This is a genomic window from Pseudomonas sp. GW821-FHT04C07 (assembly GCF_059420325.1).
The window spans coordinates 136,252-150,111 of the sequence record NZ_JBWKTM010000004.1 but is presented as its reverse complement, the minus strand read 5'-3'; the positions used below and the strand labels follow the sequence as shown (position 1 = coordinate 150,111).

Below are 13,860 nucleotides of genomic sequence, written 5' to 3'. Positions count from 1 at the left end.
ACGCTTCCTTTTGCCGAAGTCGGGCATTCGCCGTCCCATCGAGCAGTTTGTAACAATATGTGTATCCATGGAGGGAGGCAACAAATAGTTAGCTTGCTGCTTAAACGATAAAGCCACTTAAATGAGTTGATTAAAACGGGTTTAGCCTAAGCATGGTCTGGCGCAGGTGGGTATCTGTCGCATAATGCCCGGCCCTGAGAGGTGTGTATTTGCAGGGAGAGTCAATTCTCGGGAGGTGCAGGTTTGTTGCGCAAGAGCCGAATGCAGGTCGTCAGTCTTTTTGTGGTACTCGGCACGTTGTCGGGCTGTGGCAATGGCGACTCGCTGGAAAGTTTCGGCGGTCCGACCATGGGCAGTACCTATTCAATCAAATACGTGCGCCACAAGGGCGTCCCCGGGCCAGCCGAGGTCCAGCCGCAGGTCGAGAGGATCCTGGCCGAGGTCGATCAGCAGATGTCGACCTACCGCGGCGACTCGGACATCGAGCGCTTCAACGATTTGCCGGCGAACAGTTGTCAGCGAATGCCTGCGTCGATCCTGCAGTTGGTGCGTGTCGGCGAGCAGCTGTCCGTTACAAGCGATGGTTCGTATGATCTGACGGTGGAGCCGCTGATGAACCTGTGGGGCTTTGGTCCGCAAGCCCGCGAGGAGAAAGTCCCAAGTACCGAAGCGCTGGCTCGGGTCCGGCAGCGGGTAGGCCATACTCATTTGCGAATCGAGGGTGATCAACTGTGCAAGGATGCGCCGGTCGAGGTCGACTTCAACAGCATTGCCGCCGGTTATACCGTGGACCGGATCGCCGCGAAGCTGACAGCCATGGGCATCGACAGCTACCTGGCTGAAGCCACAGGCGAACTCAAGGCTGTCGGTAAAAAGCTCGACGGCTCGCCCTGGCGGATTGCTCTGGAAGAGCCTCGGGACGATCAACAAGTGGCTGAGCGAGTGATCGCGGTGGATGGTTACGGTGTTTCCACCTCTGGCGACTATCGTAATTACTTCGAGCAGGATGGGCGGCGTTATTCCCACACCTTCGACGCCCGTACCGGCGCACCGATCGATCACGCTCTGGCGTCAGTGACGGTGATTCATCCTTCGACGTTGATGGCCGATGGCTTGTCGACACTGCTGCTGATTCTTGGCCCGCAACGAGGTTGGGAATACGCAGAAAAAAATGATATCGGTGCATTTTTTGTGATTCGTACCGATACAGGTTTTGTCACGCGTACCAGTCAGGCTTTTGATCGTCTGGTTGCCGGTAAAACCGAGTAATGGCGGTGGTGTCCGTGATTCGCGATAGCGATTTAGTGCAGGCAAAAGTAGCCTACGACGCGACCAAGGGTTAATGTGCGCGGCGTTGACGCTTCTATAGACTGTGTCCGGATTCGTAACCGACCCAAATTGTTCCTTCATGCCGCCGGCCGCGGCATGATTTAGCCGGAGACGCCAGAGTGGTGTCTCGGCCTGTTCTGAGGAGTACGCATGGCTGTCTACAACTACGACGTGGTGGTGCTGGGTTCCGGCCCTGCTGGAGAAGGTGCGGCAATGAACGCCGCCAAAGCAGGGCGCAAGGTGGCGATGGTCGATAGTCGTCGCCAGGTCGGCGGCAACTGCACCCACCTGGGGACCATCCCGTCCAAGGCTTTGCGTCACTCGGTACGGCAGATCATGCAGTTCAACACCAACCCGATGTTCCGGGCCATTGGTGAGCCGCGTTGGTTCTCTTTCCCTGACGTACTCAAGAGTGCGGAAAAGGTCATCTCCAAGCAGGTTGCTTCGCGCACCGGCTATTACGCGCGCAATCGGGTTGACCTGTTCTTCGGCACAGGCAGCTTCGCCGACGAGCAGACGGTCGAAGTGGTGTGCGCCAACGGCGTGGTCGAAAAACTGGTGGCCAAGCAGATCATCATTGCCACCGGCTCGCGCCCGTATCGTCCGGCCGACATCGATTTCCACCACCCGCGTATCTACGATAGCGACACCATCCTGAGCCTGGGTCACACGCCGCGCAAACTCATCGTTTACGGCGCCGGGGTAATTGGTTGCGAATACGCCTCGATCTTCAGTGGCCTGGGTGTGCTGGTAGAGCTGGTGGATAACCGCGAGCAGCTGCTCAGTTTCCTGGATTCCGAGATTTCCCAGGCGCTGAGTTACCACTTCAGCAACAACAACATCACTGTGCGCCACAACGAAGATTACGATCGGGTCGAAGGCGTGGACAACGGCGTGATCCTGCACCTCAAATCCGGCAAGAAGATCAAGGCCGACGCCTTGCTCTGGTGCAACGGTCGCACTGGCAACACCGATCAGCTGGGCCTGGAAAATATCGGGATCAAGGTCAACAGCCGTGGCCAGATCGAAGTGGACCAGACCTATCGCACCTGTGTGGCGAACATCTACGGTGCTGGCGACGTGATCGGCTGGCCGAGCCTGGCCAGTGCCGCCCATGACCAGGGGCGTTCGGCAGCCGGTAGCATTGTCGATAACGGCAGCTGGCGCTTCGTCAACGATGTGCCGACCGGTATCTACACCATTCCGGAGATCAGCTCGATCGGCAAGAACGAGCAAGAGTTGACCCAGGCCAAAGTGCCTTACGAAGTGGGCAAGGCGTTCTTCAAGAGCATGGCGCGCGCGCAGATCGCCGGTGAGCCCCAGGGCATGCTCAAGATCCTCTTCCACCGCGAAACCCTGGAGATCCTCGGGGTGCACTGCTTCGGCTATCAAGCTTCCGAGATCGTCCACATCGGTCAGGCGATCATGAACCAGAAGGGTGAGGCCAACAGCCTCAAGTACTTCGTCAACACCACGTTCAACTACCCGACCATGGCCGAAGCCTATCGGGTCGCTGCTTACGACGGCCTCAACCGGCTTTTTTAAGCGGCTCCGGCCGGTGGCCTGAGCCGGCCGGGGAGACCGATTTCAGCAATTCTCGAGAGTGGCGCTGGCCAAACCGGGAAAGTCTGTAATCAGGCTATCTACGCCGAAGTCGGCGAGCCTGCGCATCAGCGCGGGTTCGTTGACTGTCCACACCGACACATGCAGACCCTGGCGCTGGGCTTTCTGCAGGCGCTCGGGCGTGCACAGCGTCCAGTTCAACGCCAGAATCTCACAGCCATAGCTCTGCGCGACCTTCAGTGGGTCGAGCCAGGCGTATTCGGCTACCAGTCCGCGTGACACATCCGGTGTCAGATCCAGTGCAGCTTTCAGTACTTCCCTTGAGCTCGACGTGATGGTGACTTTGTCCAGCAGCCCGAAGCGCTGAGCCATTTCTCGAATGGCCAGCACGGTGGTTGCTGCGCGGGTTCGCGAAGCACTTTTGACTTCCAGTTGCCAATGCTCGAAGTCGCATTTTTCGAACAGCTCTTCCAAACGCGGAATCGGGCATGGTTTGATCCATCCCGGGCCGCCCTTGCGTGCGTCATAGGTCACCAGGTTGGCGGCCGAATGTTCGACCACCTTGCCGCGCCGGTCGGTGGTGCGCTTGAGCGTCGGGTCGTGAATCACCATCAACTCGCCGTCCATGGACAAATGCAGGTCCAGCTCGCAGCGTCGTACCCCGTGCTTGAGGCATTGTTGAAAACTGGTCAGGGTGTTTTCCGGTGCTTCGCCTTTGGCGCCGCGGTGGCCGTAGATAAGGGTCACGGTTGTTCCTTAATGATTGCCTGGTTCGTTCTGTTCGCGCGCAAGGCGTCGTTCTTGAGCCTGTTTGTGCAAGATATAGCGGGCCAGCAATTGGCGCTGCGCATCGGTGAGGGATTCGAACTCGGTGCCAATCTGGAAAGTGCCGAAGCTTTCCGGTTCACAGTGAGTGACCTTGGCCCGTAACAGCAGACCCAGCGCTTGCGGCATCAGCAATAGCTTGATCGCCAGATGGCTGCCGGTCGGGTAGGCGAGGTGATGCTCGAACTCGATACCGCCTTCGGACAGCACCACATGCCGTGGCTCTTCGAACTTGCCGAGCACGGTCTGCGCAACAACCTGGCCGAGCAGGTCGATACGCTTGTTCATGACTTTCAGGTAGCTGGCGGTGTTTCGATCACGCTCGCTGATCTGTCTGAGCAGGTGTTGCGACTCGAATTCGCTCAGATGCAGTTCACTGAGCAGATTGAACAGCGGTGACTCATCCTGCAACACTTCCTGGCCTGCGGCTTCGTGGGCAGACAGGGGCCTAATTTCCAGTGCGATCGTGTCCTTGATACGGTAGTATTCGCGGCGATCTTCTTCATCTAATGTCGACATGGCGAACCCATGGTAGCGGCGGTGGTCTGAGTGTAAAGCTGGTTACCGACCCCCGCCACAAGGACGTTCCTCTTTCCTCCGAACAAGCCCCGACATGTTCAGACCTCTCTTCGTATTTATCGGCACGCGTTATACCCGTGCAAAACGCCGCAATCATTTTGTGTCATTTATTTCCCTGACCTCGATGATCGGACTCGCCCTCGGCGTAGTCGTGATGATCGTCGTGTTATCGGTGATGAATGGCTTCGATCATGAGATGCGCACCCGTGTATTGGGCATGGTGCCTCACGCGACCATCGAATCCGATGAACCCATCGGCGACTGGCAAAGCCTGGCCGCCAAGGTCAAGCAAAACCCGCAGGTGCAGGCGGTTGCGCCGTTCACCCAGATGCAGGGTTTGCTGACCAACAACGGTCAGGTGCAGAAAGTCCTGCTCAATGCCGTCGACCCGGCCCAGGAGCGGAAGGTCTCGATCATTGACAACTTCATGACGCAGGGCAAGCTCGACGACCTGGCGCCGGGCAGCTTCGGCATTGTGATCGGCGACAAGGCCGCGACCAAACTCGGCGTGGGCCTTGGCGAGAAGCTGACCTTCGTCGCTCCGGAAGTCACCGTGACCCCGGCCGGGATGTTCCCGCGGATGAAGCGCTTCACGGTGGTCGGCATTTTCCATGTCGGCGCCGGTGAGCTGGACGGTTACCTGGGTTTGACCAATCTTGACGATCTGGCACGCCTGCATCGCTGGAAGCCGGATCAGGTACAGGGTCTGCGCTTGAAGTTCGACGACCTGTTCCAGGCACCGCGCACCGCGTGGAACATCGCCCAGAAGCTGGGCGAGAACCATTACTTCGCTCGTGACTGGACCCGCACCCACGGCAACCTGTATCAGGCCATCCGCATGGAAAAAGCCATGATCGGCCTGCTGTTGTTGCTGATCGTGGCCGTTGCTGCGTTCAACATCATTTCCACGCTGGTGATGGTGGTGAATGACAAGAAAGGCGACATTGCGATTCTGCGCACCCTCGGCTCCACACCGGGACAGATCATGGCGATCTTCATGGTCCAGGGCACGGTGATCGGCGTCGTTGGTACGGCAATCGGCGCCGTGGTCGGCATGTTCGCCGCGTTGAATGTCAGTGCCGCGATTTCCGCCCTCGAAGGCCTGATCGGGCACAAATTCCTTAATGCTGACGTGTACTTCATCGACTACCTGCCGTCGCAACTGATGGCCGAAGACGTGTTGATGGTCTGCGGCGCGGCGTTGGTCCTGAGTTTCCTCGCCACCCTGTATCCAGCCTGGCGTGCTGCGCGCACCCAGCCTGCGGAGGCGCTACGTTATGAGTGATTTGGGTATGAGTACTAAAGCAGTCTTGAGTTGCCGCGATCTGGGTAAGTCCTACGAGGAAGGCCCGGAATCGGTGGTGGTGCTGTCCGGTTTGCAGCTGGAGCTGCACCCGGGTGAGCGTGTGGCAATTGTCGGCACCTCCGGTTCCGGCAAGAGTACCTTGCTCAACCTGCTTGGCGGCCTCGATACACCCACCAAAGGCAGCGTCTGGCTGGCCGGTGAAGAGCTGTCGGCACTCAACGAAAAGTCCCGCGGCCTGTTGCGCAACCGTTCGCTGGGTTTCGTTTACCAGTTCCACCACTTGCTGCCCGAGTTCACCGCGCTGGAAAACGTCTGCATGCCGCTGTTGATCGGTCGCACGGCGATTCCCGAAGCCCGTCAGCGGGCCAAGGCCTTGCTGGATCGCGTCGGTTTGGGCCATCGCCTGGAGCACAAACCGGCCGAATTGTCCGGTGGCGAACGTCAGCGCGTGGCCATCGCCCGTGCTCTGGTGAACAAGCCGGGGCTGGTGATGCTCGATGAGCCGACCGGCAACCTCGACTCCCACACCGCCCAGGGCATTCAGGATTTGATGCTGGAACTCAGCACCTCGATGCGCACCGCGTTCCTGGTGGTGACCCACGACATGAACCTGGCCCGCCAGATGGATCGCGTCCTGCACCTGCAGGAAGGTCGCCTGACGCCCATCTGATTGGCCGAAACCCGGCACGCCTGAAAAGCGCGTCGGGTCTTTTATTTTTATACGGTGCCCCAGCGAATGTTCAGACCGTTATCGATCTTTATCGGCACGCGCTATACCCGCGCCAAGCGCCGCAATCGCTTTGTTTCCTTCATCTCGATGACCTCGATGATCGGCCTCGCCCTGGGTGTGTTGGCGATGATCGTGGTGCTGTCGGTGATGAACGGCTTTCAGCGCGAAATGAGCTCGCGCATCCTCGGTATGGTGCCCCACGCGACCATCGTCGGCGTCAATCCGATCAATGATTGGCAGCCGGTGGCGGCTGCCGCCATGAAGAATCCCGAAGTGACGGCTGCGGTGCCGTTCACCGAGATGGAAGGCATGCTGTCCTACAAGGGCTCGATGCAACCGATCCAGATCAGCGGCGTCGATCCGGCTCAGGAAGGCAAGGTGTCCATCGTTGCCCAGCACATCGTGCAGGGTCGTCTGGACGACCTGAAGCCCGGTGAGTTCGGGGTGGTGGTCGGTGAAATCACTGCGCGCCGTTTCCGCTTGAACGTCGGCGACAAGATCACCCTGATCGTGCCGGAAGTCAGCACCGCGCCGGGTGGCATCACACCGCGCATGCAGCGGCTGAATGTGGTCGGCGTGTTCAAGGTCGGCGCTGAGCTGGATGGCTCCATGGCGCTGATTCACGTCGCCGACGCCGCGCAAATGCAGCACTGGGAGCCCAATCAGGTACAAAGCGTTCGTCTGGCGGTGAAGGATCTGTATGCCGCGCCACAAGTGTCGACGGACATCGCCACCGGCCTGGGCGATAGCTACAAGGCCGATGACTGGACCCACACCCAGGGCAGCCTGTTCAGCGCGATGAAGATGGAAAAGACCATGATCGGCCTGCTGTTGCTGATGATCGTCGCCGTGGCTGCATTCAACATCATCGCCACCTTGATCATGGTGGTGAACGACAAGGGCGCGGACATCGCGATCCTTCGCACCATCGGCGCTACGCCACGGCAGATCATGGCGATCTTCATGGTTCAGGGGACCGTGATCGGGATTGTCGGCACCTTGATCGGCGGCGTTCTTGGGGTGATCGCGGCGTTGAATGTGAGCGAGCTAGTGGGTTGGCTGGAGCGGGTCAGTGGCCAGCATATCTTTAGTTCCGATGTGTACTTCGTCAGCAATCTGCCGTCCGAACTGCAAGGCGTGGATGTGGCGCTGATCTGCACAGCCGGTTTTGCCCTGAGCTTTCTGGCCACGGTGTATCCCGCCTGGCGCGCGTCGAAGATCCAGCCGGCGGACGCGTTGAGATATTCGTAAGGGCCTCTGATCGTTCCCACGCTCTGCGTGGGCATGCAGCCCGTGACGCTCTGCGTCACAAGCGGACGCGGAGCGTAGGAACGATCAGATTCTCGGCAACTCAATCACAAACCGGGTCCATCCCTTATCCGACTCGCAATGAATCTGCCCGCCATGGGCGCGGATGATCGACTGGGTGATCGCCAATCCCAATCCCGCATGTTCGCTGCTGCCCTCACGGCGAGCCGGATCGGCCCGGTAAAAGCGATCGAACAAACGCGGCAATAACGCCTGGTCAATTGCGCTTCCGCTGTTCTCGATGCTCAGGCTCAAGCCCTTGGGTCGATCAACAACTCGTACCCGCACCTCTCCGTTCGCCGGGGTAAAACGCAGCGCATTGTCCAGCAAGTTGGAGAGGGCGCGGCGCAGCATGCTGCGGTCCCCGGTAAAGCGTGCGTTGCCTTCGCGGGTCAGACTGATTTGCGTTTCTTCTGCAAGCGGCGCGAAGAACTCCAGCAACAGGTCCGCCTCATCCCCCAGTTCCAGGGGCTCGCGTTTCGGGATCAGCAAGCCATGATCGGCTTTGGCCAGATACAGCATGTCGTTGACCAGTTGCGCCATCCATTGCAGCTCTTCCAGATTGCTGTGCAACGCCTCGCGATAGTCCTCCAGCGGCCGTGGTCGGGTGAGGGTGACCTGAGTATGGGTGAGCAAATTCGACAGCGGTGTGCGCAGTTCATGGGCGATGTCGGCGGAAAACGCCGAAAGTCGCTGGAACGAATCGTCCAGGCGCCCGAGCATGGCGTTAAACGTGTGGGCCAGTTCGGCGAGTTCGGCCGGCATCTGATCGTGGGGCAGGCGCTTGGTCAGCGAACTGGCGGAAACACTGGCGGCGACTTCACTCATGCGTCGTAGCGGGCGCAAACCGCTGCGGGCGGCCCAGGCACCCAATAACGCCGTGGCGAGCGCCGACAGGCCAACGGTCAACCAGATCAAATGCTGCATGCGTTGCAGGAAGTGTTGATGGTGGGTGATGTCGAGCATCAGCGTCAGCTGTGGGGAGCCCGGCTTGCCCGGCTCTAGCGCCGCGTTGTAGACCCGGTAGGCAGTGCCAGCGCTTTGCAGGCTGTGCAAACCGGGTTCGGTTGGCAAGCCGGAGGGCAGGGTGGTTGAGCTGTCGAACCAGACGCTGCCATTTGCAGTACTGACGCGCAGCGCCAGGTCTGGTTGATGATTGAGTTCATCCTGCAACGAGGCTTGGCGATCAGCGAAACGGGCCGGGTCATCGGCACCTTGCAAAGCACTGCGCAATGCGATCAATTTGCCATCGAGCAATTGCTGATCGAGTTCGATGAAGTGTCCTTCGCTGGCGCGACTGAAGAGCACGCCAGCCAGTAACGAAACCACTGCAGTGCAGGCGGCAAACAGCAAGGCCAGGCGGCTGCTCAGGGAAAGACAGCGCATCAGACAGGACGCTCTTCAAGGACGTAGCCCATGCCGCGCACGGTATGAATCAATTTGTTCGTGTAGTCATCGTCGATCTTCAGGCGCAAGCGGCGAATCGCCACTTCAATCACATTGGTGTCGCTGTCGAAATTCATGTCCCACACTTGCGAGGCGATCAGCGATTTGGGCAGCACTTCGCCCTGGCGCCGCAACAGCATCTCCAGCAGGGCGAACTCCTTGGCGGTGAGGTCGATGCGCTGGCCGCTGCGTTCGACCCGGCGACGGATCAAGTCCAGGCGCAAGTCGGCCAGTTGCAGGCTGGTTTCTTGAGGCGTGGCACTGCCTCGGCGCAACAGGCTTCGTACACGGGCGAGGAGTTCGGAGAAGGCGAAGGGTTTGACCAGGTAGTCGTCGGCGCCGAGTTCGAGGCCATGCACGCGGTCTTCCACAGCGTCGCGGGCGGTCAGAAACAGCACCGGCATGTCCAGGCCCGCGCTGCGCACGGCTTGTAGAATTTGCCAACCGTCACGACCGGGCAGCATCACATCCAGGATCAGCAGCGCGTAATCACCGGTCAGCGCAAGGTGCTGACCGGTGGTGCCATCGGCCACCAGTTCGGCGTTAAAGCCGGCTTCACTCAGCCCTTGGCGCAGATACTGCCCGGTTTTCAGTTGGTCTTCGACGATCAGCAGTTTCATGGGCGACTCATGGCAAACGGACGGGAGCTTTATACCGTGGGCGGTGGCAATGCGGCGTAACCTGACAAAGTTGTAATCTAGCAGTCAGCTGGCTGGCAGCGATGCAGCTTTAGAGTTTCCCACAGGCTGAACCTCATCTTGTAGGAGCGTGACTATGTTTTTGGAAAAACGGTTTTTGCGAAATCGACTGGTGCTGGCGGGTTGTCTGCTGGTATTGAGCTTCCCCGTCTGGGCCTCACCACCGGCACAGACCTACGCCTTCGGCGCGCCTGCGCCTGCAGCGAAAGCCACGCGGACAGTCGAAGTGGTAATGGACGATATGTCCTTCAGCCCCAAGTCACTGGATATCAAGGCCGGTGAGACAGTGCACTTTGTGCTGGTCAACAAGGGGCAGCTGCTGCACGAGTTCAACCTGGGCGACGCAGCGATGCATGCCAGGCACCAGCAGGAAATGCTCCAGATGCAGCAGAGCGGCATGCTGACTCCGAGCACAATGAACAGCGCGCCGGTGTCGTCTGGCTCCATGGATCACGCAGCGATGGACCACGGTTCGATGGCTGGTATGGATCATGGATCGAGCATGCGGCACGACGACCCGAACAGTGTACTGGTAGAGCCGGGTAAAACCGCCGAATTGACCTGGACCTTCAGCAAAGCGAGCAATCTGGAGTTCGCCTGCAACATCCCCGGTCACTATCAGGCGGGGATGGTCGGCAAGATTAGCGTCGCCCAGTAAGCGCTTCACACTCAAAGGCGGGAGCAAAGGCTGGTAGACTTGTCGGGTTTATTCAGTCAGGTTTCCGCCATGCATCCCGCAGCCGAACACTCGCCGCTGGGCAAGTCCAGTGAATACATTTCTACCTACACCCCGTCTTTGCTGTTTCCGATCCCGCGCGCGGCGAAATGGGCCGAGCTGGGCTTGAGCGCCGAGACCCTGCCGTATAAGGGCGTGGACTTCTGGAATTGCTTTGAGTTGTCCTGGTTGCTGCCGTCCGGTAAGCCGGTGGTGGCGATCGGCGAGTTCAGCATTCCGGCAGATTCGCCGAACATCATCGAGTCGAAGTCCTTCAAGTTGTACCTCAACTCGCTGAACCAGACGCCGTTTGCCGATCGCCAAAGCCTTGAAGCAACCTTGCAGGAAGATTTGTCCATTGCGGCCGGCAAGCCGGTGGGCGTGCGGATTCGCAGTCTGAGCGAAGTCCAGGCTGAAGGCGTGGCCGGGTTGCCGGGCGTTTGCATCGATGAGCTTGATGTCAGCGTCCGCGACTACGAGCAGCCGCGGCCAGAACTGCTGCGCTGCGACGATTCGCAGGTGATCGAGGAGCGTGTGCACAGCCATCTGCTTAAATCCAATTGCCCGGTGACCGGTCAGCCAGACTGGGGCAGCGTTGCCGTGCACTATCGCGGCGCAGCGCTGGATCACGCGAGCCTGCTGGCTTATCTGGTGAGTTTCCGTCAACACGCGGACTTTCACGAGCAGTGCGTGGAGCGGATATTTCTCGACCTGCAACGCCTGTTGAAACCGGAGACACTCACGGTCTATGCGCGTTATGTGCGCCGTGGCGGTCTGGATATCAATCCGTACCGCAGCACTGAGGCGGTGGAGCTGCCCAACCTCAGACTGGTTCGCCAATAAAGATCTGGTGTGGGTTGGCGGTGTTCGCTAGACCGCGTTCATTACCGCAAAATGAAAAAGCCCCGCTTTAAAGAGCGGGGCTTTTGTATGTGGGGTGTCTAGATTCCCATGTTACCTAGCGCGAGCACGATATTGCGCAAGGTGCCGGCGATCGCGGGATGATCAACTTCGAAGCGTTCTACGGCGAGGTTTACGCCATCGGCCAGGTTGGTGCCCTGAGTTTTTTTCTCAAGTTCGAGCTCAAGCTCGATCTGTTGCATCAGCAATTGCAGATCGGCGCGTTCTGCTTCCGAAAGCGGTGGGTTTTGCTCCAATTGCTCGCGCAGGGTATTGAGCTGTTCTTGCAATTCGCGGGCAGGCATGGCGTTCTCCCTTTATTGATAGGCACAGGTATGGATCGCGGCACAGGCCTAAAGATCCATACCCTGACCTTAGAGTAATCCACTCCATCGCCGCGTGCATGATCTCGATCAAGATCGCTCGATCAGGGTTTTTCACCCTTGAGTCGCCGCAGGCCGATGTCCGCCAGGCAGGTGGTGAGTTCGCCCAGGTGATCAATCACCGAATGTACGCCGAGACTGAACAGTTGCAGCGTTGCCTTGCCGCGTTTGCGCTCGCGCTCTTGCTGGCTCAAAGCCTGCCATTCGCTGGGTGCCAGCCCGCACAGTGAGCCGCATGATGCCAGGCCGATAGTCCAAAGCCCGGCGTTGAGTCCTGACTGCAGCAAGCGTGGTTCACCGCTGACCAGTACACAGCCATCCAGGCGACTGACATTCAGCGTCATCAACGCCTGCCAGCAAGCGTTAGGGGCCGGCCATTGACGGGCTGCTTCGGTGTTGTGGGTGGGTTTGATCCAGTCCGGCAGCGATGCCGCGAGGGAGTGGCTGACCCCGGGCGGCAGCTCATCCAGCCAGGCGCAGGGGACGCCCTGGCGTTGCAAGCTGTGCAGGATATCCAGTGCTCCCGGGGTGGCATTGGCGGGTTCGTGGGGCGGCTGGTCGGCGCTGTGTTGGCGCGTCCGGGCGCCGAAATCGACCAGGCAGCCACTGAGGCCAAAAAGTACGGCAGTCAGGGCTGGAGCAGCTACGGGTAAGGCTTCAGCGTGCGGCATATCAACGTCCCTGAAATAGCATCGCAGGCTAGCCGTTGCCGATGACAGTTGAGTGACATCCGTATGAATGGAAAAAGGCAAAACCGAGTCCTGTTGCAAGACTCCTCTGGAGGGATGCTGCCTAATCAGGTAGTTCCACCTTATACTAGCCCGATTACCGCCAGGGCATAGCGCCCGCGCCAGAACCATCCAAGGAGTTTTTGCTATGCGCTGGAGCAATCGTCTAGCTCAGCTTTGTGTGTGTACCAGTATCATGTTGGTTCCATTTGTGGCTCAGGCCTCGGAAGAAGACCCTTGGGAAAGCATCAACCGGCCGATTTTCCGGTTCAACGATTTTCTTGATACCTACGCCCTTAAACCCCTGGCGCAGGGCTATGAGGCAATCACACCGCAGTTCCTCGAAGACGGCATCCACAACATGTTCCGCAACATCGGTGACGTTGGCAACCTGGCCAACGACGTCTTGCAGGCCAAGCCTCGCGCCGCTGGCGTCGACACCGCGCGCTTGTTGATGAACACCACGCTTGGCGTGGCCGGGTTCTTCGATCTGGGCACCAAAATGGGCCTGCAGCGCAACGATGAAGACTTCGGTCAGACCCTCGGCCACTGGGGCGTGGGCAGCGGTCCATTCGTGATGCTGCCGTTCTTTGGTCCGAGTACTCTGCGTGATGCACCCTCCAAGTACGTGGACAGCTACACCAAACCCTACCGTTATATGAATGACATTCCGGCGCGCAATATGGCTTACGGCCTGGATGTGATCGATACCCGCGCCAGCCTGCTGTCGGCCGAGAAACTGATCAGTGGCGACAAATACGTGTTTATCCGCAATGCCTTCCTGCAGAACCGCGAGTTCAAAGTCAAGGATGGCAAGGTCGAAGACGATTTTTAAGCCTGACTCTGCAAACACAGAAGGCGGCCACGTGGCCGCCTTCTGTGTTTGTGTCCCGGATCAACTCATCTCCAGGATCGTAAAACCAAGTTTCTGACTGCCGCCGTCCTGTTCTTTAATCCAGACGACCTCTGTGTCGGCTTCCAGACCTTTGAGGGCGGCATGTTCAGAGTCAATCCGTACCTTCAGCCTGTCGCCCACCTTGAATGAGCGTGGAGCCTGGACTTGCATACCGCTGCTGGAAAGGTCCACGCAGACCGCTGGAATCACCTGGCCAGCGTGGATCAGGGTGACCTCGGCATCCACCCGCATGCGGATGTAGTCGCGTTTTTCGCTGTAGTCACGGTCATTTTGACTCATGGGCTCTGTCCTTCGATTCTGTTACGGATTTGCTTGTTCTTATAACTCCCGGTGATTTGCGGTGTAAAGACGTCAAGCGACCATCCGCATGAGCTTGAAACGCCCCGCGGATGGGAGTACCGTCTGCGCCTTAGAAGGGCACCTCTGATTAACGC

Annotated in this window: 15 protein-coding genes; 8 read left to right on the top strand and 7 right to left on the bottom strand. The window is 59.0% G+C overall.

Annotated features, from left to right (window positions below; all coding sequences use genetic code 11):
- The first annotated feature begins 261 nt into the window (after positions 1–261).
- Together AC07UI_RS09775 and sthA are read left to right on the top strand one after the other, a co-directional pair.
- The gene (locus AC07UI_RS09775; protein WP_494992294.1) at positions 262–1,269 is read left to right on the top strand and encodes an FAD:protein FMN transferase; all 1,008 of its coding nucleotides are present in this window, start codon (positions 262–264) and stop codon (positions 1,267–1,269) included.
- Positions 1,270–1,479: 210 nt separating this feature from the next.
- Positions 1,480–2,874 carry a Si-specific NAD(P)(+) transhydrogenase gene (gene sthA, locus AC07UI_RS09770; protein ID WP_494992293.1) on the top strand — a complete coding sequence of 465 codons (1,395 nt, stop codon included), beginning with the start codon at positions 1,480–1,482 and terminating at the stop codon, positions 2,872–2,874.
- A gap of 42 nt (positions 2,875–2,916) precedes the next feature.
- On the opposite strand, the gene AC07UI_RS09765 is transcribed toward sthA, so the two are convergent.
- Both AC07UI_RS09765 and AC07UI_RS09760 read right to left on the bottom strand, forming a co-directional pair.
- On the bottom strand, positions 2,917–3,639 hold the full coding sequence (locus AC07UI_RS09765) for a glycerophosphodiester phosphodiesterase (protein ID WP_494992292.1): 723 nt from the start codon (positions 3,637–3,639) through the stop codon (positions 2,917–2,919).
- A gap of 9 nt (positions 3,640–3,648) precedes the next feature.
- Positions 3,649–4,236, bottom strand: coding sequence for a PilZ domain-containing protein (locus AC07UI_RS09760; RefSeq protein WP_494992291.1), 588 nt, complete (start codon positions 4,234–4,236; stop codon positions 3,649–3,651).
- A 94-nt stretch (positions 4,237–4,330) separates the two neighbouring features.
- Here AC07UI_RS09760 and AC07UI_RS09755 point away from each other — a divergent pair, with 94 nt between their 5' ends.
- The 3 genes from AC07UI_RS09755 to AC07UI_RS09745 all read left to right on the top strand — a co-directional run bounded on the left by AC07UI_RS09755 (position 4,331) and on the right by AC07UI_RS09745 (position 7,583).
- Positions 4,331–5,581, top strand: coding sequence for a lipoprotein-releasing ABC transporter permease subunit (locus tag AC07UI_RS09755; protein ID WP_494992290.1), 1,251 nt, complete (start codon positions 4,331–4,333; stop codon positions 5,579–5,581).
- Positions 5,582–5,588: 7 nt separating this feature from the next.
- Positions 5,589–6,272, top strand: coding sequence for a lipoprotein-releasing ABC transporter ATP-binding protein LolD (lolD, locus tag AC07UI_RS09750; protein WP_494992289.1), 684 nt, complete (start codon positions 5,589–5,591; stop codon positions 6,270–6,272).
- 66 nt (positions 6,273–6,338) lie between these two features.
- Entirely contained in the window at positions 6,339–7,583 is a 1,245-nt protein-coding gene (locus tag AC07UI_RS09745; RefSeq protein ID WP_494992288.1) for a lipoprotein-releasing ABC transporter permease subunit, read from the top strand.
- Between the two features lie 84 nt (positions 7,584–7,667).
- Here the strand turns inward: AC07UI_RS09745 and AC07UI_RS09740 are convergent, their stop codons facing one another.
- Together AC07UI_RS09740 and AC07UI_RS09735 are read right to left on the bottom strand one after the other, a co-directional pair.
- Positions 7,668–9,026: a heavy metal sensor histidine kinase gene (locus AC07UI_RS09740; RefSeq protein WP_494992287.1), complete on the bottom strand. Its 1,359-nt coding sequence runs from the start codon at positions 9,024–9,026 to the stop codon at positions 7,668–7,670.
- On the bottom strand, positions 9,026–9,706 hold the full coding sequence (locus tag AC07UI_RS09735) for a heavy metal response regulator transcription factor (protein ID WP_494992286.1): 681 nt from the start codon (positions 9,704–9,706) through the stop codon (positions 9,026–9,028). The genes AC07UI_RS09740 and AC07UI_RS09735 overlap by 1 nt, the downstream gene beginning before the upstream one ends.
- A gap of 154 nt (positions 9,707–9,860) precedes the next feature.
- On the opposite strand from AC07UI_RS09735, the gene copI reads away from it, so the two are divergent.
- Positions 9,861–10,442, top strand: a complete 582-nt coding sequence (gene copI / locus AC07UI_RS09730) for a copper-resistant cuproprotein CopI (protein WP_494992285.1) — start codon at positions 9,861–9,863, stop codon at positions 10,440–10,442.
- A 69-nt stretch (positions 10,443–10,511) separates the two neighbouring features.
- The gene (gene queF / locus AC07UI_RS09725; protein ID WP_494992284.1) at positions 10,512–11,342 is read left to right on the top strand and encodes an NADPH-dependent 7-cyano-7-deazaguanine reductase QueF; all 831 of its coding nucleotides are present in this window, start codon (positions 10,512–10,514) and stop codon (positions 11,340–11,342) included.
- 98 nt (positions 11,343–11,440) lie between these two features.
- Here queF and AC07UI_RS09720 read toward each other — a convergent pair whose 3' ends face one another.
- Positions 11,441–11,704: a DUF4404 family protein gene (locus AC07UI_RS09720; protein ID WP_489075281.1), complete on the bottom strand. Its 264-nt coding sequence runs from the start codon at positions 11,702–11,704 to the stop codon at positions 11,441–11,443.
- A 122-nt stretch (positions 11,705–11,826) separates the two neighbouring features.
- Complete coding sequence (pcrP, locus tag AC07UI_RS09715) at positions 11,827–12,453, bottom strand: HAD superfamily inactivated hydrolase PcrP (protein ID WP_494992283.1); 627 nt, start codon at positions 12,451–12,453, stop codon at positions 11,827–11,829.
- Positions 12,454–12,658: 205 nt separating this feature from the next.
- Here pcrP and AC07UI_RS09710 point away from each other — a divergent pair, with 205 nt between their 5' ends.
- Entirely contained in the window at positions 12,659–13,345 is a 687-nt protein-coding gene (locus AC07UI_RS09710) for an MlaA family lipoprotein (protein WP_494992282.1), read from the top strand.
- Positions 13,346–13,405: 60 nt separating this feature from the next.
- Here the strand turns inward: AC07UI_RS09710 and AC07UI_RS09705 are convergent, their stop codons facing one another.
- Positions 13,406–13,705, bottom strand: coding sequence for a PilZ domain-containing protein (locus tag AC07UI_RS09705; RefSeq protein WP_494992281.1), 300 nt, complete (start codon positions 13,703–13,705; stop codon positions 13,406–13,408).
- Positions 13,706–13,860 lie beyond the last annotated feature (155 nt).